We start from the raw sequence: 20,514 nt of genomic DNA, 5'->3' as shown, positions 1-20,514 counted from the left end.
GAGCCGATCCATTTTCGGATCAAGGTCAGCCGCTACCGACGAGGAAGATCATGCCCGTTAACTATCCCGGTGAGGAGGAGCCGGCCGGAGCCTACCGCTCAAAGTCGAATGACTGGCTGCGTGAGCAGCTTGCATCAGGCCACCTGACGCGGGCGGCCGCGGCCAGCGCGATGGTGGAACTCCAGCGTCGGGGCGAGCAGCCTTCGTCATACGGGCCGCCCCCGCCGTCGGATGACGACCTGGTTTCCGAGCACCGGCAAGACGAACGCGTCGTGCAACCCAGGAAGCCGTGGCCTTGGTGGGTCTGGCTTGTGCTTTTCGTTGTCGGGTTGGCGTATGCCATGTCTCAAGGGATCAACGCGCAGGAGCCGCAGGATCAATCGTTCCTTATGGGCGTGATTGTCCTGCAAGCCTTGGCGATGGTCTTGCTGGTCGCGGCATTCCGCTTTATTCAAGGCGCCCGAACGGTGGCTGGAGCTCTTGGTGGATTGGTGGTGGTCGCCATCCCGGCCGTTGCGTTGTTTCTGCTTTGGTTGCTTTCATCGATCGCGAGGCATGGCTTCGGCGGTTGATGCGCGGAAAAGGAATAACAGAATCAGGTCAGCGGCGAGGCATGCGATGAAGGCAACAGGATCGGCTTTCTTTCTGGCTGCCTTGCTGCAGGTGAGCGCGCCCCTGAACGCCAGGGAATTGGTCGATCTTGCGGCAGCTTGCCGATCCGGTAGCGACGCAGTCTCTTCTGATGCGCTAAGGCTGCCCGCCCAAGACGGGATGGTCCGGTGCCTGGATCGCCGCGCTTACTTGCCGAACGTATCCATAAAGGCGGCGCAGCTGCGCTACTCCGACGCGCTGGACCTCTACATGCTCTTCTTGTTTGTGGACCCGGCAGACAAGGCCCGGCTGGGCGAGTACAGCAAGAAGCATCTGCACGAGCGCATCTACCTGGTAAGGCGGCAAGTCGTCGAGCTCGATGCGACGCTGGAAGCGCCCTTGGTTAACGGCTACATCAACATCGCCGTTGCCGGTGAGCCGGAAGGGCGGGCGCTGATGGACAGGGTCGTCCCGCCCCGGCAGTAAGCATGGAGCCGCCCGTTCAATGGGCACCAACGGAAATCAGAACGGACCGGAAGCGGCGCCATAGCTCGACTTCTGCATCTGTCGAGCGAATACGTCGGCCGCCTGCAGCGCCTGCTCTTCGGTACCGAACGATTGATCGGCGCTTTCCGGCGGATGGTCTGCAATCTGGACGACGACGTTGTATTCGCCGTCGTTGATCTTGCATAGCCACGCGATGTACGGGCCCAGTTCGGTGTTGCGGTCGCATCTGTGGGTGCTCATGTGAATTGCCCCATGCTGTTCGGTCCCGGCATGTTGCGCGCTCGGTTTCTGGGGCGGCAAGCGCGGCAGGAGGCGACCGGGCCCGAGCGATGCTCGCAGCCGCGCGCTACGCTACAGCGCCCTACGACGGTCCCGTCCATGTTCGCCTCGCTTCCCGCGCTGCTGCGCGTCCCGCTTGCCATGCTGTTGCTGGCCGCCAACACGGTGGCGCATGTGCTGGTGCTGTTCGCGCTGACCCTGGTCAAGCTCGTGCTGCCGTGGCATGGCGCGCGTGTGGCGCTGTCGCGTGCCCTGGTGGTGATCGCGGAAAGCTGGATCGGGGTCAACGGCGTGCTGTTCGATCTGTTCACGCGCACCCGCTGGCGGGTCGAGGGGCTGGAGGGGCTGCGACCGGACGGCAACTACCTGGTGCTGTGCAATCACCAGAGCTGGGTAGACATTCCCGTGTTGCAGAAGACCTTCAACCGCCGCATCCCGTTCCTGCGATTTTTCCTCAAGAGTCAGCTGATCTGGGTGCCGCTGCTGGGACCGGCATGGTGGGCGCTGGATTTCCCTTTCATGAAACGCCACTCGCGCGAGCAGTTGGCAAAGCGCCCCGAGCTGGCCGGCAAGGATCGCCAGACCACCCGCTGCGCCTGCGAAAAGTTCCGCCACATGCCGGTGTCGGTAATGAACTTTGTCGAGGGCACGCGCTTCACCCGCGCCAAGCACGCGGCGCAGGGTTCTCCCTACCGCCATCTGCTGCGTCCGCGCGCCGGTGGCGTCGCCTTCGTGCTGGACGCCATGGGCGAAGGCCTGCACGCCATCCTGGACGTGACCCTGGTTTATGCGGGCGGCGCCGGCTCGATGATGGACCTGATTGCCGGCCGCCTCCGTGACATCCGCGTGCTGGTGCGCCACCGTCCCATCGAACCGGCCCTGCGTGGCGACTACGAGAACGACCCGGCCTTCCGCGAGCGCTTCCAGGCGTGGGTCAACACGCTGTGGGTCCAGAAGGATGCGGACGTGGAGCGCTTGCTGGAAAGCTGACACCCCTTTCCATGGAAAGGGTGCGAGGCTTCATGCCAAGGTTTGCCCGCCACTAGCGCCGGGATAATGCTGGCGCTCGGTTGTAACGACCAGGAGGAGACTGCATGCGATTTCCCGTAGTCACGTTGTGCGTCCTCCTGTCCGCCTGCGCTTCCGATCCGGGATGGCACGGGAAGCACGCCAGGCCGTTCGATGAGGCGCAGGCGGAATGCCGCGCGCAGGCCGATGCGCATGCCGAAGCGTTGAGGCAGCATGCCTTCGAAGAATGCATGGCCGAGCAGGGGTGGACGCGGCCTGAGTAGAGCTTTTTTAGCGACGCGTCCCGGAGACGAATGGGGGCTGTTTGTGGTGCGCCCGCTCGAGTGGACAGGATGCGTTCTCCGGCAGACGAAACCGTGCTCGAGGTGTCCGCACATGATGTACACGCCAACCTACGCCATGCCTGGCCGTGCCCGCGACTGGCCCGCACGGATCGAGCGCGCCTGCCAGGCGATCGAGGCGACGTTCGATGTCCGCCTCGACAAGGCAACGCCGTATCGGGAGGGGCAGGCTGACATCGAACTGTCGGATCGCACAGCTTTCCTCAAGGGCAAGGCGCGAAGCCGCACCAAATGGCTGAACGTCTATACGGGCACGGGAATCGCTCCCACGCCTACCGGGTACGAGAACATCGACTACTACGCCTTGTCCGGCCGCAGCTATGCCAATGCGGAGGTCTATCACTGCGGCACGCAGTATCCGGCGGTGTCGCCCGCCGGGCACGAGGCGCTGCTCGTCCATGTCGGCGATGCGCTGGGCGCGCACTGGGGGCAGTACCTACCCGTGGCGACCGCTCGGCGCTTGCGTCGCGTCCAGTGGTGTTCGCGCGTGGGCGACAAGGTGATCAAGGAAGAGGTGAGCGATCTCACCGACGAGGAGCGCCGGCTGCCCTGGCTGGTCGATACGCGCTACGCGCCACTTGAATGCGCGCTTCAGCCAGGTTGGCTCGGCTGGCTGAACTACTGGTCGGGCGAGGTAGCTGACTACCTCGGCTTTCCCGGCCACGGTGACCTCGACCTGTTGCCGGACGCGTATCGGACCCCCGCGGGCGCCTGGCTCGTGAAGGTAGGGAAAGAACCCCTGGATGCGGGCAGGCCGGATCACCTGGCCCTGCTTGCCCGTGTGTACGAGCGACTTCCCCGTCTGGGTGCCCGGCCTCAGGTCGCGCCGGAACTGTATCGCGCCCGAGGGCACGGTTGATCGGTGCCCATCGAACCGCTGCGCGCGATCGTTACTGACCAAGCCAACCGGAAATAAAGCCGGGGCGGCTCAGCGCCTGGAGCCGGGGCTCGCACTGACCCCCCTGCCTGATTGGCTAGATCTGCATCGCAATGCCGGTGACCAGCAGCACTATCCCGAGCAGGCTGACGAGCTTGCCTGTCATCGGTGTTCGCCATCCGCGCAAGCTTGCGTCATAAACATCCCCCACGGGTGTTTTCAACGGCGGAGCAGGAATAAATGCCAGGTGCCAGGCAAAGAGAAGGCTTGCGCACGAGATAAGGTACTGGGCGCCAGTACGTATCGCCGACGCGAGAAAAATTGCCATGACGGCCAGCAGCAACGCGAACAGCCGCTTGCCAGGTGCGATGCGCTTCCACTGTGCATTCATCGGAAATCCAAAAGAGTCCAGGTAAACCGCGTGCGGCAAATCGTCGTCGATTGAAGATCCGCGCCTTACGAGTGTCCCTCAACTGGCCATCGGGCGCATGGGCACCGGGCCGCGGGGTTCACCTTGGGGCGACTGCGGATGGGCGCGACCGAGCGTGATGTTCTTGCTGGCACGGACGTCGCGGTTGGCAAAGGTCCAGATTTCGCCGGTGGCGTTGATGAAGACCGTCCAGTAGAGATCCGACTCCGGGCCGTAGTCGATGAGGATGTGGGCCAGGCCCTCACCCTTGGGAGTGTCGAGCGGCAATGGCGGATTGAGCTGGAGCATGGCACCTCCACGGCTGTGTTCGGACAAGGTGCGCCTAGGCTGCTTCCCGCTGCAGTGAAGGGAGCGCCAAGACACGTCCCGGCGCAGCAGGAAAACGATCGAAACCGGACCGGCTGTCGCCCGTCACGGGCCGACCGCGGGCGTGGCGGATTTCCTTTCCCGTTGCACGACCCGACCTCGCGTTGCGCGCGGCAGCACGGTACGCGCGATCAGGATGGCCAGCAGCGGAACGGCGATGGCGTAGATGTACTGCGTCCGTGACACGCCGATGCCGAACGGAAACCAGATGCCCGGCACGCCGATCGTATCGAGCAGTTCCGCGCCGAATTGCGCGGCCACCATCGATGCCAGCGTTAGGCCCGCCAGGACGCGCATCGGGCCGCTGCGGACGATGCGCGCGCCGATCACGACGAACAGCGCGAGCGAGCCAAGTCGGCACACGCTCGTCCAGCCCGCCGAATCGGTGAGCGCGCCGATAATCCCGGCCATCGCCAGCACGATCGCCGCGCCATCGATGCTGCGCCATGGCCGCAGGCACCAACGGTTCCAGGCCAGCAGCCAGGCCGCCATCGTCGGCACCCACATCACCGACGCGAGCCATGCATAGGTGTCCAGGTCCTGCAGGTCGGTCCAGGAGACGATGGCATTGTTGAGCCGCCGGGCTGCGGTGAGCGCCAGCGCAAGGCAGGCAAAGACAAGGAAACCCTTGCGGCCACTGCGGCGCCCGTACGCAAGCGCCAGGCCGATCACCGCCAGCATCGCGGCCGGCTCGATCGCATCGACGATGTAACCGGCGAGGGTTCGCCGCCATTGCGCGCGGTGCAGCGCATCGGCCACCGGCCGCGGCGCCAGTATGGGGGGCGTATGCATGCCGCCGCCGTCCGCGCTCGCGCCGGTGCCGGGGCGCATGTAGGTGCGGATGGCGAGCACGCCCCGGCTGCCTGCGGCGTCGGCAGGAAGGGCGAACCGCAACGGCCGCGTGCCGACGAGACGCGGGTCCGGGCCGAGCCGGCCCGAGCCGCCCAGCAACCGGCCATTCCAGTACAGCTCGTAGCCATCCTCGACCAGGGTCGGTCCGAGGACCTCCCACGCCGTCGCGTCGGCGGGCACCGTGACCGCGCGCCGATACCAGGCGTAGCCGTGGTAACCGGGATAGCCGTGGGCCATCCAACCGCCCACGTAATCGGGCAGGCCCACGTCGCCGTCGTGGCTGCCCGGCAGGGCGGTCAGGTCGATCGTTTCCCAGCCGCTGTCGTCCGTAGCGGCGGCGGCCCAGCGGGGGTCATCACCGGTATGGAACCGCCACGGGCCGTCGAGCAGGGTGGACGCGGCGCGCAGCGGCTCGGGATCGGGGCGGCCGCCGGTTTTCAGGTCGGCGATGACGGCGACCCATGTCACCAGCGTCGCCACGAGAATGCCGATGACCAGGTTCCGCTGCGTGGCATCGGCCGATGGCGCGGCCGGGGAGGGGCCGTTGCTGGTCATGCAGGGATCCTGTCGTCGTGGTGGAAGCACGTAAACATCGGTCGAGAGTGCAGTAGGCGTTGGCCGGTGTTCAACCGGGGCAGTGCCCGCCGCGTCCGTACCGGTGCGCCGGACCGCAGCTGCTTTGTGCCAATCCGTGCGGGCGGGTAAGGTCGATCCCTTTGCTCCGGGCACCAGGTCCGGGAACGGGTTTCCCTCATGTCACTTGCACGCGATTTCCAGTTGATGGCCCGCTACAACCAGTGGATGAACGAGCGGCTGTACACGGCCGCGGCCTCGCTGGAGGAGGCGGAGCTGCGCGCCGACCACGGTGCGTTCTTCGGTTCGATCCTCGCCACGCTCGACCACATCCTGGCGGCGGACGCGCACTGGTTGAGCCGCTTTGCGGCGAACTTTCCGCAGCTCGTGTCACTGGAGCCGCTCCGGCACGCGCCCTTGCCGGCACTGGTCCGCGGCATCACCTTTCCCGACTTCGCGCGACTGCGCAGGGACCGGGAGGCGATGGACGGCGTGCTGGTGTCGTTCACCCATGAAGCCCCCGAGGCTGCCTATGCCCGGCCGATGCGCTACGTGAACAGCGCGGGCGAGTCCTTCACGCGGGAGGCTGGACTGGTACTGCGCCACGTCTTCAATCACCAGACGCACCACCGCGGCCAGGTCACTACGCTCTTCAGTCAGTACGGCGTAGACGTCGGCGTCACCGACCTGTCGGCGTTGATCCCGGAGTGGTCGGCGGGCTGAGTCGGGACCTGCGAAGGAACGTGGCTGTCCATGCCCGTTCCGGCATGGTTCGTTCGCTGGGGCAGCCATCCGGTGGCCGCCGCTGACCCTGCCACGGGGCCCATCACGGAGTCCGGCCGGCCGGGGCAGTAGGATGCCTGCTCGATCCCCTTGCCGCCCGCCCATGCTGACCAGCCTTCGCTCCTCGACGCCGCTGCTGTTGAGTACCGTGTTCCTGCTGATGGGCGTCGGGCTGCTCCACTCGCACATCGCGCTGGAGGGCCGCACGCTCGGCTTCTCGGTGGCGATGATCGGCATCCTGACGTCGGCCTATTACGCCGGCTTCCTGGTCGGCACCTATACCGTTCCGCGGCTCACCCACCGCATCGGCCACATCCGCACGTTCGCGTTCTGCACGGCGCTGGTGACCCTGGTGGTACTGGTGCAGGCGCTCGATCCGGCGTACCACGTCTGGCTGGTGCTGCGCGTGTTGCAGGGGCTGTTGCTGGTGGGCCTGTACGCGATTATCGAGAGCTGGTTGAACGCCTCGGCAGACCCGGCGCACCGCAGCTCGGTCTTTGCGGTCTACATGATGGTGAACCTGGGCGCGAGCGCCGCGGCGCAGCAGCTTCTGCGCATCCAGGGCGACGGGTTCGTGCTGTTCTGCGTGGTGGCGATCCTGTTCTGCGCCGCCAGCCTGCCGGTGGTGACGAGCCGCCAGACGCAACCGCACATCCGTTCGGTGCCGCGGGTGCGAATCGTGCACCTGTTCCGGCTGGCGCCCACCGCGCTGGTCAGCGCGCTGCTTTCCGGCCTGGCGCTGGGCGCGTTCTGGGGACTGTTGCCGGTGTACGCGGCGGCCCGTGGCCTGGAACCCGGAGACATCGGCACCTACGTGAGCGTGGGCATCGCCGGTGGCGTGGTGTTGCAATGGCCGCTGGGCCGCTTTTCCGATCGCATCGACCGGCGCCTGGCGCTTTCGCTGATCAGCGCGGTGGCGGCGCTGGCGGCGCTGACCAACCTGTTGCTGTCCAACCCTGGCGGCGCGGCGGCGATGGTCGTGATCTTCGCCTTCGGCGGCATGAGCCTTACGTTGTATCCGATCGCCGTGGCGCACCTGGTCGATTACGTCCACCGCGACGAGCTGCTGACGGCATCGAGCACGGTGTTGCTGGTCAACGGTATCGGCTCGGCGCTCGGGCCATTGCTGGCCGGCACGCTCATGAGCCTGCTCGGACCGAAGCTGCTGTTCGTCTGGTTCGCCCTTCTCGATGGAACGCTGGCCACTTACGCGTTCTATCGCTTCGTCCACCGCAAGCGCGAAGTGACCCCGGACGACAACTTCGTGCCGATGGTGAACACGGGCGCCAGTGCCCTGGATCTGCATGCCGACGAGGGTCGGGCCGGGCATTGAGATGCGTGCACCTCTGGGCGCATGGTTGCTTGCCATGTGCTCGCCGGTCCGGGATTTCCGACGACCCTGGTCGAGGTTCAAGCGCCCCGGCGTGTCGAACCGGCAGTGGTCTGGGCCTGGTTGAGCCCGCCGGGCTTGGTGGCTACCTTTGGCGCGCGACACCAGGAAGAAGTCGACAGGGGAAATGCGATGACGAAGTGGGGAAGGTTTGTCCGGGCATGGATCTGGACGAGCTTGGGGCTGGTTGTACTGGGCGCGTCGGCGCAGGCGAGTGCTGCCGCGGCGGGCACGGTTTCCGTCACCGACCTGAGGACGGCAACGCAGAAACAGGCGCGTCGCGATTCGAGTTTTTCGGCGCTGTATTTCCTGGCGGACAGGACCGTCAAGCCCGATGCGGTCGGCCAGTTGCGCGATGCCCTCGGGCGTCACCTCTCCGCGCCTGGCGACCTCGAAGTCGCGTTGCGCGAGCTGGTGGTGGTCGACTTCTTTCCGCATCGCCTGGGCGCCGGCCCGGCCGGCGGGGTGTCCAATCTCATCACCCGGAATCTGATGGACGCCAAGACGGACTGGTCGTTCGTGCAGGAGATGCATCTGCCGGTCGATCGGGATTCGGTAGTCTGCCTCGCGTCGGGCACGATGAACGGTGCGGAGGTAAAGGCCGCGGCCCATGTGCCCTATCAGCTGAAGGGCTTCGCGGTCATGGTCCACAGCAACAAGGGCTTCCGTGGCGCAGTGTCCGAATGCTTCGACCAACTGGCGATGCAACTGCTGGCCGCGCCCAAGCCCTTGGCCTCGGATTGCGACTACGACCGCAATCCCTCCATCGCGTCCATACCGCTGCCACCTGCGCCGCCGCCGACGCATATTGCGGTTCCCAGCATGGCCTACACAGCGCACTATCGCCCGTGCCTTCCCCCTGCTGCGATGAGCGCGGGCCATTTTGGCGACGTGCTGCTTTCCTTCCACGTGGATGCCAGCGGCAACGTGCTCGAAGTCCAGGTCAAATCGAGCAGCGGCTACGCCGAGCTGGATGCCAGTGCGCTCGATGCGGCAAAGCACTGGAAGTTCGTTCCGGCAGAGCGCGAAGGCGTCGCCTATGCATCATGGCAGGACATCCCCGTGTCATTTCCCAAGCCGTGATGCCGTGGCACAACGGGCCGGGTCAGGGTCCGGCCGAAGTCCTGGAGTGAACGAGCGGGCCCTGGTGCGGCCATGGCCCCAAGGCGCTGCCCGCCGGATAAGGCTGGCCGCACCTGCACATTCCCGGGCGGCTGGGGGCCGTTGACGACCGCGGGTCAGATCCACGCCCGGCCAGGTCCGCTCCATGGACGCGAACCTGGCCGTTTGCGCGATGGCTGCCAGTGGCCCGTTTTCAATCCGCCGGCAACTGCGCATCCAGGAACGCATAGATATCGGCAAACTCGGCCGCCTCGGCGCCGAGCGAATGCTGGATGCCGTGGCCGCCGTTGGCGTCGGTGCGGATCCAGACCGGGCGCCCGCTGGTGTTGGCCTGGCGAAGGCGTGCGACGAACTTGCCGGTCTGCCAGGGGGCCACGCGGCTGTCGTTCAGGCCCACGTCCAGCATCATCGCCGGATAGGCGGTGTGCGGCTTGATCTGCTGGTACGGATCGTTGGCCAGCATCCAGGGGAAGTCCGAGGCCTTGCGCGGGTCGCCAAACTCGCCCAGCTGGTTGGCGCCATTGGGGGCCTGCAGCAGGCGCACCGGGTTGAGGATGCTGACCAGGAACACGGCGGCGCCGAACTTGTCCGGATAGCGCGTCACCGCACCACCGATGAGCAGGCCGCCGGCGCTGCCGGAAATGAGCGCGCTGCGCTGCGGGCGGCTGTAATTTAGCTCGCTCAGGCGCGCCACGCCGGCGACGAAATCCTCCACGCCCTTGTGCTTGTTCGGACCCTTGCCGGCCTGGTGCCAGGCTTCGCCCTTCTCGCCACCGCCGCGCACGTGGACGTAGGCGAAGACGTTGCCGTGCTTGACCCATTCCAGCCGCACCGGCTTGAACGAGGGCAGGATGGACAGCCCGTAGCTGCCGTAGCCAAACACGATGGCGCGATGGGAGCCGTCCAGCGCGGCATCCTTGCGATGCAGGATGGTCAGCGGCACGTGCGTGCCGTCCTCGCTCACCAGCTCGGTCTCGGTCGCGTCGATCATGCTGTAGTCCGCCGGGCTGGCTTCGTCCTGGCCCAGGCTGTGCAGCGCGTGGTCGGCCGGGTCGTAGCGCCAGGACTTCGGCGGCGTGGTCCAGCCGCGCAGTTCGAGCAGGAAGCCGTTCTCGCTCTCGTCGGCATGGAACAGCGAAGCGGCGCCCTCCAGCGGCATCGGCACGGTGTTGACTTTGCCGCTGCGGTAGTCGACGCGACGGATGCCGTCGCGGCCGTCGCGGGTGCCTTTCACGTAGAGCGCATCGCGTGCCGCGGCGATCTGCTGCGCGTCGTAGAGGCTGAAGCCGACGATCATCTCGTCGCCCTCCAGCGGCAGGATGGAACGGGCGTCCTTGAACGTGGCGTGCGGATTCGACAGGTCGAGCGCCAGCACCTGGCCGTTCGAGCGCGCGCGGGTGGATACCAGGTAGAGCATGTCGCCGTGGAGCGTGGCCGACTGCGTCTTGTCGCCAAGGTCGGTGATGCAGCGCCAGTGCACGCCGGGCTTGATTGCCTCGGCCTGCGGCGCCACGCAGAAGCGCTGCTCCGGCTGCGCACCGGAGGACGAACCCAACGCCCAACGCGAACCGGTGGGATAGGCGATTACCGGGAAGCGGTTGCTGGGAATCGCGAAGGTGGCGTTGGTGCCCTCGCCGTTGCCGGCGCGCAGCAGGATCGGGTCCTGCGTCGCGGGCGTGCCGAGCCGGTGCAGGCGCGCGCGCATGTCCTGCAATGGATCGCCGCCGGTGCGCTGGTCGACGGGCGCCATCTGGGTATAGGCGAAGCCGCTGCCATCAGGCAGCCACTGCGCGCCGAACTCGCCCCAGACCGGCGCGACCGCGTCGCCCGTGGGCTTGCCGCTCGCGACGTCGATCACCTCCAGGCGGGTGACTTCGCTGCCGCCATGGTCGATGTCGACCGCCACCTTGCTGCCGTCGGGCGAGGGCACGAACAGGGTGATCGACGCGGAGCCGCCCTCGCCCTTGAGCGTGCCCGGATCGAGCAGCATGCGTTCGGTGCCGTCCGGCTCGCGCACCATCAGCGTGCCGCTGGCTTGCGCGGTCTGGCGGATGAAGAACAGCCGGCCGCCCGCATAACGCTGGGCGCTGTGTACCACGGTGGCGCCGTTGGTCTTGCCCAGCGCCTGCTGCCAGGCCTTCAGCGTGGGCAGGGCATCCAGCCGGGTGCGCGTGGCCTCGCCCTGCGCACGGAGCCATTGCTGGAACTCGGTGTTGTGCTCGCCTTCCATCCAGCGGTAGGGGTCGTGCAGGGTCTTGCCGAAGATGTGATCGACCACGTCGACGGTGCGCGCGGTCGGCGGCGTGGTGGTCTGCGCGAAGGCGGGCAGGGCGCCCAATGCCAGCATGCAGGCAACGGTGGTGGCACGCAGTGAAAGCGCCGGACGGTGCGAACAGGGAGTGCGATGCATGACCATGTCCTTGGTGGGGGAGCGTCCGAGCGTATCCACGCCTGCCGTGGCGAGGTACTGTCATCTGTCATGGCGCAGGCCGGAGTGCGAACGCCGTCCCGGTTGGGCGGTGCCGGTTGCGACCTGCAACGGGGAGCGGTGTCGATGAGGAAATGGCTGGGCGTGCTGGCGCTGGTGGCGGTCGCGATCGCGGGCTACGAGCGTTTCGACAGTGGGATGCCGATCCGCGACATGCCGGCCTCCGAGGCGCGGCTGGAGGCGGCGGCCGACGACACGCAGGTGCACGGGAGCGGCGTCGTCACGCGCATCCTTCCCGACGACGACCAGGGCAGCCGGCACCAGCGCTTCATCCTGCGGCTGCCTTCGGGCCAGACGCTGCTGGTGGCACACAACATCGACCTGGCGCCGCGCGTGAGTCACCTGGAGGTCGGCGACACGGTCGAGTATTACGGCCAATACCAGTCCAATCCCAAGGGCGGCGTGGTGCATTGGACGCATCGCGATCCGGCTGGCCGCCATGCCGCAGGATGGCTCAAGCACGACGGCGAGACGTTCCAGTAACGCTCGCGCGCCGGGTTATCCCCAAAAAGAAGGCGGCCAGCGGCCGCCTTCGTTGTGCAGCAGCGATCGGTCGGTCAGATTGCGGCCGTCGCCATGGCCGGCGGCGCGGCATGGCCGCACACGTCGCGCCACAGGTGGTACATCACGCCGAACATCACCGCGTACATCGCCAGCGCCAGCGCGATGTAGAGCGGTATCGCCAACACGAACACCAGCCACATCCCGACAAGCTTGGCGAGCAGGGTCACCACCAGCACCAGCAGCACGATGGCGATGGTCGCCACGATCCACACCAGCAACAGACTCAGGGCGAACACCAGCAGCGGCAGCGCGTTCTTGAGCGCACCCACCGCGCCGTCGCCGATGGAGGCGAACACACCGCGGTTGCCCAGCGACACCTGGCCCAGGCTGATCGCGTAGAAGCCCATCATGAACAGCCAGAGCACGCTGAGCAGCGCGAAGGCCGTCATGACGCCAGCCGGCAGACCCGGTGGCGGCACGTGATTGGCCTGTGCGGCCACCGCCTGCATGTACCAGCCCGCGAGCCCGCCGCCGGCCGCCACCAGCACCACCGCCACCAGCGCGACGAAGATCACCGTCAGCAGCAGCGCGTAGCCGATCAGGCGCAGCGCCTGGCCCTGCGCGTATGGCTTGAAGATGTCGCGCGCGCGGGCCCGCTGTCCGCGCTCGGCGGCATCGATCACCTGCAGGTAACCGGCATAGAGCGGTACCACCAGCAGGGCAATCAGCATCGAGACCAACATCAAGCCGCCGAACAGGGCCGGGCTGGGTTGCGCGCCGGGCTGCATGGCATGCATCTGGAATGGCAGCGTGACCAGCGAAGGCAGCAGGCAGGCCACCAGCAACAGGGCGGCGCCTCCCAGCACCGGGCGCGGATGGCGCCGCGCTACGTCGATGCCGCGCGTCAGCCAGCCGAAACCGGCCGCCGGCCCATTGGAACGAGTCGTCATGGTGATCCCCCTGCAGTCGGCGCCCCCGCGCCGTCCGCGCGAGCATAGTGGGCGCACGGTCCGGGCAGAAAGACCGGTCACGCCGTGGGGCAAGGCGGCATCAGGCCAGGGCCAGCTCCAGCTCGTGTCCGTGGCATTGCCGGTAGCGCAAGCCGCTGCCGCAGAGGCACGGATCGTGCTCGCGCAGTTGCGCATCGATCGCATGCCCGAGGAACTGCTGGACCCGCCGCAGCGGCGCGATCTGTTCCGCCGGAATGCGCACCTGCCCGGCGGGCGGCCCGCTGCGCGCGATCACCTGCACGATCGCCCTGGACACGCGGATGAAGTGCTGCACCAACTGATCCTCGTGCAGTGCGATGCGCACGTTGTCGACCACCTCCCCGCGATAGGCGCGGCGTGCGTCGGGCACGAAGAGGATCGTGCTCTCGCCATGCGGCTTGGGAGTGATCTCGACCATCTCACCTGCGGGCGACAGCCAGACGGCATGAAACTCCGCCTCGACCAGCACGCCCGGCCACTCCCACAACTGCCAGCCGCACAGCCGGCGCCCGCCATCGCGCGTGGCCTTGGCCTGGACGTTGGAAAAGCAGCCGTTGACCGTGGCGCCGGGCTCCGGCTGCACCCGCAGGTAGCGGGCGTGCCCGCCGGGTGTGATGGTGTCGATCAGTCGCCGTACCGGCGTGTCGATCCGCACGGGTGTCGTGGTCGTGTACATCGCAACCTCGCTGAGGTGGTCGTCCCGCGCGGCGAGGCCGCGGGGCCACGCGCGGAGGCGACGGCGTGGCGGGACAGGTGTGTGGCGTCGCGTGGTGTTGCCGATTCCCTGCTCGCACGGCTTGGGCGCCATGCCGGCGTCCGCGGCTGCGCGGGTTTCCGATGGCGAGCTTTGCAGCGGCGGGATCCATCGGTGACCGAGGTTGCCATGGCGTCCGCGAAGAACGCATCCAAGCACGATGGCACCCGGCAATGCGGGCGCCGGGCAGCGAGCGGCCCGTGCTCGGGCCGCTCGCTGCGTGTCGCCACCGCGCAAGGGCATCGGTGCTACGTGTCCTGCTATCGACTCGACGCGGCACCGCAGTATCGGTAAGCCGAAGCACCCAAGAGGATGCGATGGGCACAGGTGAGGGCATGCGTGGGAGCGATGCGACCTGCCTGCGCGCCTGGGCCCGGCGATGCGCACGGGCAGGATTTCCCGCGCCACCGCACTTGGGGCGTACCTGCCGGAGCGCCGTGCGTCGCCTCCGTAGCCATGCTGGCGGCGGTGGTCGCGGGCTTGCTGGTGATCGGGTCGCCGGGACACCAGCACGCGTTGCGGCTGGACCAGCGCAGGACCATGTCGCTGCAGTCGATCGTGCTGGGGTGCGCCACCCGACGGGGCGGCCTGGACGCATCCGGCCGGCCGCTACTGTTTCGACCGAACGGTCGGGTCCTGACGGCAAAAGCGCCTTCCACAACACACACCGAACGGCTGCGGCGCAGCGGGGCGTTCGATGATTCGGGCTCGCCCGCGAGCGCTATGCTAGGGAACTGCCGTGTCCCTTGCGGGTCAACGGACCATGTACCCAACACTGGACCCTTCCATGAACCTTGCTCGTTCGCTCCTTGCCGCCTCGCTGGTCGCTGCCGCCGGCTTCTCCGTCCTTCCCGTGTCCTCCGCGCAGGCTGCCGACCTCGGCGGCAATGCCGTGCCGGGGGTGTGCATGCTCTCGCGCGAGGCGGTGTTCGCCCAGTCCAAGGTGGGCCAGGCGGCGAGCCAGCGGCTGGGCCAGTTGGCCGAGCAGGCGCGTACCCAGCTGGAAAACCAGCGCAAGCCGCTCGATACCGACGTGAAGGCCTTCCAGCAGAAGGCGCCTTCGCTGAGCGACGCTGATCGCAAGCAGCAGGGTGAAGCGTTGCAGCAGCGCATGCAGACGTTCCGCGGCCAGGCGGGCGAGCTCGACCAGCGCATCCAGCTGACTCGTGCCAAGGCCATGCAGCGCATCGGCCAGGAAGCCGAGCCGATCGTCGCCAGCGTCTACAAGAGCCACAACTGCGGGCTGCTGCTGGACCGGGATTCGGTGCTGGGCGGCAACACGACCAACGACCTGACCCCGGGCGTCGTGCAGGGCCTGGACGGCAAGATCACCACGATCAGCTTCAACCTGGAACCGCTGCCGGCCAATACGGGCAAGTAAGGTTCGCCGGGGCGGGAGTCGCCGCCCCCGTCGCGCCTCTGCCGTTGTGGGAGAGGCGCGCCACGCTAGCCGAAGGACAAGGACGGTGACGTCCGGAAGGACGCTCGCAGGGACGGCGCCCAGCTCGCGCTGGTCGCCTTTCTGTTCATGCTGGTGGCGGTTTCCGCAGGTTCCCTTGATAGGGGCGGCTCGCCGGCAAGGCGGGTGCTCACCGTGCTGAACCTGTCGCTCCATCTGCTGCCGGTGCTGCCGGCAACGTGCCTGCTCAGCGGGCATCGTGCTGTACGCGCACGGTGGCGGTGCTGCGTCCTGCGGGTGATAGGCGCTGCCGGTCCTGGCGGCACTGTACGGTCGCCCCGACAGACGCAGCACGACATCGCACGATGGTCAGGATTGGCGGTCAGGATTTCTTGCCGCCGCCATCCTGCTTGTTCACCGTCGCCCAGGCGATGCGCTCGGCCGTCTCTTCCGATTTGCCTTCCTTCTTCTCGCTTTGCTCGATGTGGTGGGCCTGGCGCTTCTGTTTGTCGGTGTAGGAGGACTTGTCGCCCTGGGACATGGCACGGCTCCGGTGGCTGGTCTGGGTCCGACGCTAGCGGTTGCGCGGTTAACGGAAGGTCGCCAGCTGTCCACGGGCGTGTAAAGGCACCGCGCACCGCCGCGCCATACGGGCACCCGGCGGCTCGCGGGAGCCTTTTCGCCCCGGTGCTAGAGTGTTTCGCTTCCCGATGCCAGAGCGAGCGACACGATGACGAACCAGGCCTCTTACCCGATCGGAACGCCCGGCATGCCCTGGGGGCCGGCGGAAGTGGCGGCCTGGCTGTCGCGCCAGACCCGCCAGCGCAGCTACGAGGCCGACGTGCTGACGGTGGTCGAGCGCCTGCGTTCCCGGCTGGATGTCGAGCAGTACGGTCGCCTGGATTATTCGCCCGACAGCTATCCGCTGTTTGCGATCCGCACACGCAACTGGCGCGATGAGCTTCCCTGCGTGCTGGTGACCGGCGGCGTGCACGGCTATGAAACCAGCGGCGTGCATGGCGCGCTGCGCTTTGCCGAGCGGCATGCGGCCGGTTACGAAGACAAGGTGAACCTGCTCATCGTGCCGTGCGTGAGCCCGTGGGCCTACGAGCGCATCCATCGCTGGAACGCGCACGCGATCGATCCGAACCGCTCCTTCCGCGCGGACAGCCCAGCGCAGGAGTCGGCGGCCCTCATGCGCCTGGTCGAGCCTTTGCGCGACCGCGTGCTGGTACACATCGACCTGCACGAAACCACCGATACGGACGAGTCCGAGTTCCGCCCGGCGCTGGCCGCGCGCGACGGTACGGCGTTCGAACCGGGCGAGATTCCCGACGGCTTCTATCTGGTGGGCGACACCGAAAACCCGCAGCCGGCGTTCCAGCAGGCAGTGATCGCGGCGGTGGCCGCGGTCACCCACATCGCCCCGGCCGACGCCAACGGCGAAATCATCGGCTCGCCGGTGGTGGCGCCGGGCGTCATCAACTACCCGCTCAAGAAGCTTGGTCTGTGCGCCAGCATCACCGACGCCATGTACACCACCACCACCGAGGTCTACCCGGACAGCCCGCGCGCGACGGCCGAACAGTGCAACGAGGCTCAGGTGGCGGCGGTGCGCGCCGCCATCGATTTCGCGCTGGCGCACGGCGAGCGCGGCTGACCGACCCGATGCCGCCGGTCTTCGCCAAGCTCAACCTCAAAAGCCAGACCGAGATACTGGTGGTCGACGCGCCCCCCAGCTTCGAACCGACGCTGCAGGCGCTCGAGGGCGTGACCATCCGGCGCGACCCGGCCGGTGCGGCAAGCGTGGCGTTCGCGCTGGCCTTCGTGACCACCCAGCGTGGGCTCGATGCCATCTCGGCGCTGCTCGCCGACAAGGCCGACGGCGACGCGTTGCTGTGGTTCGCCTATCCGAAGGCGAGCTCCCGGCGCTACCGCTGCGAGTTCAACCGCGACAGCGGCTGGGACGTGATTCGCGCCAGGGGTTTCGACAGCGTGCGGCAGGTCGCCATCGACGAGGACTGGTCGGCGTTGCGTTTTCGCCGCGCCGAACACATCGGACGCCCGCCCCCGCGACCTTGAGCACAGCGCAGGCGCGCAAGGCGGCTAGAGCATGCTGGCGATTCGCCCGACCTCGGCGAGTACGACGTTGCGTTGCGACGCGTCGATGTCCGGCGCGGCGTAGTACGCGGTCACCAGCAAGGGCGCCCGCTGGGGCGGGAACACGATGGCGACGTCGTTGCTCTCGCCCTGCGCCCCGCTGCCGGTCTTGTCGCCTGCGCTCCAGCCATCAGGCAGCCCGGCGCGCAGCCTGTCGGCGCCGGTCAGGCAGCCACGCATCCAACCCAGCAGACGCGCCCGCGACGGCTCCGACAGCACGGCGCCGAGCAGCAGCCGCTGCAGGGTATCGAGCATGGCGGCGGGCGTGGTGGTGTCGCGCAGGTCGCCGGGATGGGTGAGGTTGAGTTCGGGCTCGGTACGGTCCAGCCGGGTCACGCCGTCGCCCAGTGCACGCACGAACGCGGTTACCGCCTGCGGGCCACCGAGCGCGGCAAGCAACAGGTTGGCGGCGGTGTTGTCACTGGCGGTGATCGCTGCCTCGCACAGCTCGTCCACGCGCATGCCCGGCGCACCGGCGTGCAGGCGCGTGACCGGCGCATAGTCCAGCAGTGCCTCGCGACCGAACACGATGCGTCGCTCCGGCTGCTCCTCGCCGCGATCGATCCGTGCCAGTACGGCGGCCACGGCCAGCACCTTGAATGTGCTGCACATCAGGAACCGCTCGTCACCGCGATGCGCCACGCGATGACCGCTGCCGGTATCGAGGATGGCTACGCCCAGCCGCCCGCCGTGTCGCTGTTCCAGCGCGGCAAGGCGCATGGCGGGGGCAGGGGGATTCCCGGAAGGCGGCGTGGCCCGGGCCAGCGCCGCGGGAAGCAGGGCGCCCATCAGGCTGCCCTTGAGGAAGTCTCGACGTTTCATGTTGGTTGCCCGCGGGAACGAGGTTGCGATGCTGCGTGCACCGTGTGCTCGTTCGCGGTCAGGATCCGGGCATTTGGCGGGCGCCACCGCCCGCAGGCGCCATGTGCGGGTATAGGATGCGCAGCGGCGCGAAGGAGTTTCGTCCGCCGGTCGCACCCGGCCGGCCTCAGCCTGCGGAGATGGGTCATGAAGCCTGTAGTTCTGGTCATCGCATTGGCACTCGCGGCGCCGGCCGCATTCGCGCAACAGCATTCGCAGCCGACGCAGCAGCCCCGGCCCGTTCAGAGCTTCGAGGATTTGCGTGCGCGGGAGGGGCAGAGCCGCATCAAGTCGATGACCCGGGCCCAGCAACAGGGCTATCTGGACGCGATGGCCGACCTGGAAAAACTGCGCGGCAAGCTTGCCGATGCCTGGAAAGGCATGGGCATGTCGCCCGAGGGGGCCAAGCTGGTCGCCGATGCGTACGACCCCGACCTTGCCGCACGCTCGCACCATACGTCGCTGCGCGGCAGGAGCGATCAGGAAATCGCGCAGTTGATACAGGACGCGTTGAGGGAAAAGAAATACCTCAAGGCCAATCAGCTACTGATCGACTACCAGCGACAGAAGCTCGCGCTGAATGAGGTGGCGACCCCGCAGACGCTCGGCAATTCGGGCCTGTGATGCGCCCAGGGCGCTCGGCGTGGCCCGCTTCGGGCCACGCGTGCGCTCAGCGACGCACGTAGTCTTCCGCCGGGCGCTCGCCCTTCTGGCGCTGGTTGTCTTCGCCGGTATCGTTCGTGGCCTCGCCGCTGGCGGTCGTGTCGGCAGGGCGCTTGGGAATCTGCGCGCCCGGATCGCCGCCGGTGCGTTGGTTGCGTTCGGGCTCGTCGCCCTTGCCGGGATGGGACGTGTTCATGCACTGCTCCGATCGATGGCTTGTGGCCATTCTGGATACGCACACGGAAGTGCGGCGTGAGGGCGCCGTTCGGAATCCGGCACGGACTGGCATGGGTCTGCGCAAGAACCGGAGGGTGCCATGGCGGCCGGAGGTCCAGCCTTGTGGCTTGCCTTTTACCGGAGTTCGCCATGGCCTTCCGCATCCGCGGGCTTTCGCCCGAGCCTTTCCGTCACCTGTTCGGCCTGGACGATGCGGCGCTGGCGGCCGCCGGCGCGCGCCGCTACGTGGTCGACCACGCACCCGGATTCCCCGATCGCATCGAGGTGCGCGACCTCGAGCCCGGCGAGACGGCGCTGCTGCTGAACTACGTGCACCAGCCGGCAGACACGCCATTCCGCGCCAGCCATGCCATCTTCGTGCGCGAGGGAGCGACTACCGCCTGTGACGTCGTCGATCGCATCCCGGACGTTCTGCGCATCCGGCCGATTTCGCTGCGTGCATTCGACGTCGGCGGCATGATGGCGGACGCCGAACTGGTCCAGGGCACCGAGCTGGAAGCGGCCATCGGGCGTCTGTTCGCCCAGCCCGGCGTGGCTTATCTGCATGCCCACTACGCCACGCGCGGCTGCTACGCGGCACGCATCGACCGCAGCTGACGGTCCGCCCGCGCAGTACGTCTCTATGGCGGTTGCCGGGGATCCTGTCCTGAGCCGGCCATCACACTTCACCGCCTTGCCTGCGGGATTTTCATGTCGGCGTGATGTCGCGCGAGCCCAACATGGTCCTGCCGAGGCAGAGGAGCAGGTCCATGGCGTACCTCGTCGGAGACATCGTGGTGGTGGGTTCGTGGATCGTGCCCGCCGAAGGCCGGGGTTTCGTGGGCCAGTTCGCGCTGCTGCAGGCGCAGCCGGGATTGCCGCTCATCCGCACCGACACCGTGTGCGGTGAAGCGCCGTTCGCCGACCTGTTCGAAGCCGCCGAAGCCGGTTGCCAGGCAGGCATCGCGGCGGCCAAGCGCAAGCAGGGGGATGCCGCGCTGATACCAATCCCGTATCCGCCGGGCCCGTTGCCGGTCTAGCGCCACGGTCGCGCCTGCTTGCGTTGGCCAGGGCCGCCCGCAAGATGGAACCTACCCACCCACGAGGAGCCCCTCCATGCAGCACACCCACCATGAGCGCACCTTCGAGGACAGCGGCAAGCATTTCGTGGCGATCCTCAACGAGCAGGCCGACGGGTTGCTGAGCGTCACCGTGCGCCTGCCGGACGGCACCCTGCGCGTGGTGCCCGGCGAACACTTCCGCGACGAGGACCAGGCGATGGCGGCCGCCAGCTCGTTCGCACACGAGCTGGTGGGGTCCTGCTGAGAGCGCACGCCCAG

24 protein-coding genes and 1 pseudogene are annotated in these 20,514 nt (G+C 67.6%); 15 read left to right on the top strand and 10 right to left on the bottom strand.

The annotated features are described in order from the left end of the window. Positions 1-50: 50 nt before the first annotated feature. Both ACFWZ3_RS10705 and ACFWZ3_RS10700 read left to right on the top strand, forming a co-directional pair. Positions 51-572: a hypothetical protein gene (locus ACFWZ3_RS10705; RefSeq protein WP_439707720.1), complete on the top strand. Its 522-nt coding sequence runs from the start codon at positions 51-53 to the stop codon at positions 570-572. Beyond that, on the top strand, positions 556-1,077 hold the full coding sequence (locus tag ACFWZ3_RS10700) for a hypothetical protein (RefSeq protein ID WP_439707719.1): 522 nt from the start codon (positions 556-558) through the stop codon (positions 1,075-1,077). The genes ACFWZ3_RS10705 and ACFWZ3_RS10700 overlap by 17 nt, the downstream gene beginning before the upstream one ends. A 36-nt stretch (positions 1,078-1,113) precedes the next feature. On the opposite strand, the gene ACFWZ3_RS10695 is transcribed toward ACFWZ3_RS10700, so the two are convergent. After that, entirely contained in the window at positions 1,114-1,338 is a 225-nt protein-coding gene (locus tag ACFWZ3_RS10695; RefSeq protein ID WP_439707718.1) for a hypothetical protein, read from the bottom strand. Positions 1,339-1,476: 138 nt separating this feature from the next. Here ACFWZ3_RS10695 and ACFWZ3_RS10690 point away from each other — a divergent pair, with 138 nt between their 5' ends. Together ACFWZ3_RS10690 and ACFWZ3_RS10685 are read left to right on the top strand one after the other, a co-directional pair. Then, positions 1,477-2,367, top strand: coding sequence for an acyltransferase (locus ACFWZ3_RS10690; RefSeq protein ID WP_439707717.1), 891 nt, complete (start codon positions 1,477-1,479; stop codon positions 2,365-2,367). Positions 2,368-2,781: 414 nt separating this feature from the next. After that, positions 2,782-3,606, top strand: coding sequence for a DUF5953 family protein (locus ACFWZ3_RS10685; RefSeq protein ID WP_439707716.1), 825 nt, complete (start codon positions 2,782-2,784; stop codon positions 3,604-3,606). A 115-nt stretch (positions 3,607-3,721) separates the two neighbouring features. Here the strand turns inward: ACFWZ3_RS10685 and ACFWZ3_RS10680 are convergent, their stop codons facing one another. The 3 genes from ACFWZ3_RS10680 to ACFWZ3_RS10670 form a co-directional block, all read right to left on the bottom strand. Beyond that, positions 3,722-4,015, bottom strand: a complete 294-nt coding sequence (locus ACFWZ3_RS10680) for a hypothetical protein (protein WP_439707715.1) — start codon at positions 4,013-4,015, stop codon at positions 3,722-3,724. A gap of 78 nt (positions 4,016-4,093) precedes the next feature. Continuing rightward, entirely contained in the window at positions 4,094-4,342 is a 249-nt protein-coding gene (locus tag ACFWZ3_RS10675) for a hypothetical protein (RefSeq protein ID WP_439707714.1), read from the bottom strand. A 123-nt stretch (positions 4,343-4,465) separates the two neighbouring features. Continuing rightward, positions 4,466-5,827: a glycoside hydrolase family 2 gene (locus tag ACFWZ3_RS10670; RefSeq protein WP_439707713.1), complete on the bottom strand. Its 1,362-nt coding sequence runs from the start codon at positions 5,825-5,827 to the stop codon at positions 4,466-4,468. A 198-nt stretch (positions 5,828-6,025) separates the two neighbouring features. Here ACFWZ3_RS10670 and ACFWZ3_RS10665 point away from each other — a divergent pair, with 198 nt between their 5' ends. The 3 genes from ACFWZ3_RS10665 to ACFWZ3_RS10655 all read left to right on the top strand — a co-directional run bounded on the left by ACFWZ3_RS10665 (position 6,026) and on the right by ACFWZ3_RS10655 (position 9,101). After that, on the top strand, positions 6,026-6,568 hold the full coding sequence (locus ACFWZ3_RS10665) for a DinB family protein (protein ID WP_439707712.1): 543 nt from the start codon (positions 6,026-6,028) through the stop codon (positions 6,566-6,568). Positions 6,569-6,731: 163 nt separating this feature from the next. Beyond that, the gene (locus tag ACFWZ3_RS10660; RefSeq protein ID WP_439707711.1) at positions 6,732-7,961 is read left to right on the top strand and encodes an MFS transporter; all 1,230 of its coding nucleotides are present in this window, start codon (positions 6,732-6,734) and stop codon (positions 7,959-7,961) included. A 189-nt stretch (positions 7,962-8,150) separates the two neighbouring features. Then, positions 8,151-9,101, top strand: coding sequence for an energy transducer TonB (locus tag ACFWZ3_RS10655; protein WP_439707710.1), 951 nt, complete (start codon positions 8,151-8,153; stop codon positions 9,099-9,101). Positions 9,102-9,333: 232 nt separating this feature from the next. On the opposite strand, the gene ACFWZ3_RS10650 is transcribed toward ACFWZ3_RS10655, so the two are convergent. Beyond that, entirely contained in the window at positions 9,334-11,550 is a 2,217-nt protein-coding gene (locus ACFWZ3_RS10650; protein ID WP_439707709.1) for a prolyl oligopeptidase family serine peptidase, read from the bottom strand. A 144-nt stretch (positions 11,551-11,694) separates the two neighbouring features. On the opposite strand from ACFWZ3_RS10650, the gene ACFWZ3_RS10645 reads away from it, so the two are divergent. Next, positions 11,695-12,111, top strand: coding sequence for a DUF3465 domain-containing protein (locus ACFWZ3_RS10645; protein WP_439707708.1), 417 nt, complete (start codon positions 11,695-11,697; stop codon positions 12,109-12,111). Between the two features lie 74 nt (positions 12,112-12,185). Here ACFWZ3_RS10645 and ACFWZ3_RS10640 read toward each other — a convergent pair whose 3' ends face one another. After that, complete coding sequence (locus tag ACFWZ3_RS10640; protein ID WP_439707707.1) at positions 12,186-13,082, bottom strand: hypothetical protein; 897 nt, start codon at positions 13,080-13,082, stop codon at positions 12,186-12,188. A gap of 100 nt (positions 13,083-13,182) precedes the next feature. Next, on the bottom strand, positions 13,183-13,797 hold the full coding sequence (locus ACFWZ3_RS10635; protein WP_439707706.1) for an SEC-C domain-containing protein: 615 nt from the start codon (positions 13,795-13,797) through the stop codon (positions 13,183-13,185). Between the two features lie 865 nt (positions 13,798-14,662). Here ACFWZ3_RS10635 and ACFWZ3_RS10630 point away from each other — a divergent pair. Next, positions 14,663-15,256 carry an OmpH family outer membrane protein gene (locus ACFWZ3_RS10630; protein ID WP_439707705.1) on the top strand — a complete coding sequence of 198 codons (594 nt, stop codon included), beginning with the start codon at positions 14,663-14,665 and terminating at the stop codon, positions 15,254-15,256. Positions 15,257-15,659: 403 nt separating this feature from the next. Here the strand turns inward: ACFWZ3_RS10630 and ACFWZ3_RS10625 are convergent. Continuing rightward, positions 15,660-15,815, bottom strand: a pseudogene (locus tag ACFWZ3_RS10625) (HupB); the annotation flags it as partial. Between the two features lie 189 nt (positions 15,816-16,004). On the opposite strand from ACFWZ3_RS10625, the gene ACFWZ3_RS10620 reads away from it, so the two are divergent. Beyond that, positions 16,005-16,934 carry a M14 family metallopeptidase gene (locus tag ACFWZ3_RS10620; RefSeq protein WP_439707704.1) on the top strand — a complete coding sequence of 310 codons (930 nt, stop codon included), beginning with the start codon at positions 16,005-16,007 and terminating at the stop codon, positions 16,932-16,934. Positions 16,935-16,942: 8 nt separating this feature from the next. Beyond that, a complete protein-coding gene (locus ACFWZ3_RS10615) occupies positions 16,943-17,356 on the top strand; it encodes a hypothetical protein (RefSeq protein WP_439707703.1) in 414 nt (137 codons plus the stop codon). 24 nt (positions 17,357-17,380) lie between these two features. Here the strand turns inward: ACFWZ3_RS10615 and bla are convergent, their stop codons facing one another. After that, positions 17,381-18,256: a class A beta-lactamase gene (gene bla / locus ACFWZ3_RS10610; protein WP_439707702.1), complete on the bottom strand. Its 876-nt coding sequence runs from the start codon at positions 18,254-18,256 to the stop codon at positions 17,381-17,383. 186 nt (positions 18,257-18,442) lie between these two features. On the opposite strand from bla, the gene ACFWZ3_RS10605 reads away from it, so the two are divergent. Next, positions 18,443-18,919, top strand: a complete 477-nt coding sequence (locus ACFWZ3_RS10605) for a hypothetical protein (RefSeq protein WP_439707701.1) — start codon at positions 18,443-18,445, stop codon at positions 18,917-18,919. A gap of 46 nt (positions 18,920-18,965) precedes the next feature. On the opposite strand, the gene ACFWZ3_RS10600 is transcribed toward ACFWZ3_RS10605, so the two are convergent. Then, complete coding sequence (locus tag ACFWZ3_RS10600) at positions 18,966-19,154, bottom strand: hypothetical protein (protein WP_439707700.1); 189 nt, start codon at positions 19,152-19,154, stop codon at positions 18,966-18,968. 170 nt (positions 19,155-19,324) lie between these two features. On the opposite strand from ACFWZ3_RS10600, the gene ACFWZ3_RS10595 reads away from it, so the two are divergent. The 3 genes from ACFWZ3_RS10595 to ACFWZ3_RS10585 all read left to right on the top strand — a co-directional run bounded on the left by ACFWZ3_RS10595 (position 19,325) and on the right by ACFWZ3_RS10585 (position 20,500). Next, positions 19,325-19,792, top strand: coding sequence for a DUF1203 domain-containing protein (locus tag ACFWZ3_RS10595; RefSeq protein WP_439707699.1), 468 nt, complete (start codon positions 19,325-19,327; stop codon positions 19,790-19,792). Between the two features lie 152 nt (positions 19,793-19,944). After that, positions 19,945-20,214: a hypothetical protein gene (locus tag ACFWZ3_RS10590; RefSeq protein WP_439707698.1), complete on the top strand. Its 270-nt coding sequence runs from the start codon at positions 19,945-19,947 to the stop codon at positions 20,212-20,214. Positions 20,215-20,290: 76 nt separating this feature from the next. Next, the gene (locus ACFWZ3_RS10585; RefSeq protein WP_209615603.1) at positions 20,291-20,500 is read left to right on the top strand and encodes a hypothetical protein; all 210 of its coding nucleotides are present in this window, start codon (positions 20,291-20,293) and stop codon (positions 20,498-20,500) included. Positions 20,501-20,514: the final 14 nt, after the last annotated feature.

This window comes from Frateuria sp. GZRR35, assembly GCF_051900415.1.
Lineage (GTDB): Bacteria > Pseudomonadota > Gammaproteobacteria > Xanthomonadales > Rhodanobacteraceae > Frateuria_A.
The sequence above is the reverse complement of the archived record's forward strand: the minus strand, read 5'-3'. Positions and strand labels throughout refer to the sequence as shown.

What these genes read in the sequence shown, in the direction of transcription:
- ACFWZ3_RS10705 (WP_439707720.1), top strand. Translation starts at nt 51, where the DNA reads ATGCCCGTTAACTATCCCGGTGAGGAGGAGCCGGCCGGAGCCTACCGC.
- ACFWZ3_RS10700 (WP_439707719.1), top strand. Translation starts at nt 556, where the DNA reads ATGGCTTCGGCGGTTGATGCGCGGAAAAGGAATAACAGAATCAGGTCA.
- ACFWZ3_RS10695 (WP_439707718.1), bottom strand. Translation starts at nt 1,338, where the DNA reads ATGAGCACCCACAGATGCGACCGCAACACCGAACTGGGCCCGTACATC.
- ACFWZ3_RS10690 (WP_439707717.1), top strand. Translation starts at nt 1,477, where the DNA reads ATGTTCGCCTCGCTTCCCGCGCTGCTGCGCGTCCCGCTTGCCATGCTG.
- ACFWZ3_RS10685 (WP_439707716.1), top strand. Translation starts at nt 2,782, where the DNA reads ATGATGTACACGCCAACCTACGCCATGCCTGGCCGTGCCCGCGACTGG.
- ACFWZ3_RS10680 (WP_439707715.1), bottom strand. Translation starts at nt 4,015, where the DNA reads ATGAATGCACAGTGGAAGCGCATCGCACCTGGCAAGCGGCTGTTCGCG.
- ACFWZ3_RS10675 (WP_439707714.1), bottom strand. Translation starts at nt 4,342, where the DNA reads ATGCTCCAGCTCAATCCGCCATTGCCGCTCGACACTCCCAAGGGTGAG.
- ACFWZ3_RS10670 (WP_439707713.1), bottom strand. Translation starts at nt 5,827, where the DNA reads ATGACCAGCAACGGCCCCTCCCCGGCCGCGCCATCGGCCGATGCCACG.
- ACFWZ3_RS10665 (WP_439707712.1), top strand. Translation starts at nt 6,026, where the DNA reads ATGTCACTTGCACGCGATTTCCAGTTGATGGCCCGCTACAACCAGTGG.
- ACFWZ3_RS10660 (WP_439707711.1), top strand. Translation starts at nt 6,732, where the DNA reads ATGCTGACCAGCCTTCGCTCCTCGACGCCGCTGCTGTTGAGTACCGTG.
- ACFWZ3_RS10655 (WP_439707710.1), top strand. Translation starts at nt 8,151, where the DNA reads ATGACGAAGTGGGGAAGGTTTGTCCGGGCATGGATCTGGACGAGCTTG.
- ACFWZ3_RS10650 (WP_439707709.1), bottom strand. Translation starts at nt 11,550, where the DNA reads ATGCATCGCACTCCCTGTTCGCACCGTCCGGCGCTTTCACTGCGTGCC.
- ACFWZ3_RS10645 (WP_439707708.1), top strand. Translation starts at nt 11,695, where the DNA reads ATGAGGAAATGGCTGGGCGTGCTGGCGCTGGTGGCGGTCGCGATCGCG.
- ACFWZ3_RS10640 (WP_439707707.1), bottom strand. Translation starts at nt 13,082, where the DNA reads ATGACGACTCGTTCCAATGGGCCGGCGGCCGGTTTCGGCTGGCTGACG.
- ACFWZ3_RS10635 (WP_439707706.1), bottom strand. Translation starts at nt 13,797, where the DNA reads ATGTACACGACCACGACACCCGTGCGGATCGACACGCCGGTACGGCGA.
- ACFWZ3_RS10630 (WP_439707705.1), top strand. Translation starts at nt 14,663, where the DNA reads ATGAACCTTGCTCGTTCGCTCCTTGCCGCCTCGCTGGTCGCTGCCGCC.
- ACFWZ3_RS10620 (WP_439707704.1), top strand. Translation starts at nt 16,005, where the DNA reads ATGACGAACCAGGCCTCTTACCCGATCGGAACGCCCGGCATGCCCTGG.
- ACFWZ3_RS10615 (WP_439707703.1), top strand. Translation starts at nt 16,943, where the DNA reads ATGCCGCCGGTCTTCGCCAAGCTCAACCTCAAAAGCCAGACCGAGATA.
- bla (WP_439707702.1), bottom strand. Translation starts at nt 18,256, where the DNA reads ATGAAACGTCGAGACTTCCTCAAGGGCAGCCTGATGGGCGCCCTGCTT.
- ACFWZ3_RS10605 (WP_439707701.1), top strand. Translation starts at nt 18,443, where the DNA reads ATGAAGCCTGTAGTTCTGGTCATCGCATTGGCACTCGCGGCGCCGGCC.
- ACFWZ3_RS10600 (WP_439707700.1), bottom strand. Translation starts at nt 19,154, where the DNA reads ATGAACACGTCCCATCCCGGCAAGGGCGACGAGCCCGAACGCAACCAA.
- ACFWZ3_RS10595 (WP_439707699.1), top strand. Translation starts at nt 19,325, where the DNA reads ATGGCCTTCCGCATCCGCGGGCTTTCGCCCGAGCCTTTCCGTCACCTG.
- ACFWZ3_RS10590 (WP_439707698.1), top strand. Translation starts at nt 19,945, where the DNA reads ATGGCGTACCTCGTCGGAGACATCGTGGTGGTGGGTTCGTGGATCGTG.
- ACFWZ3_RS10585 (WP_209615603.1), top strand. Translation starts at nt 20,291, where the DNA reads ATGCAGCACACCCACCATGAGCGCACCTTCGAGGACAGCGGCAAGCAT.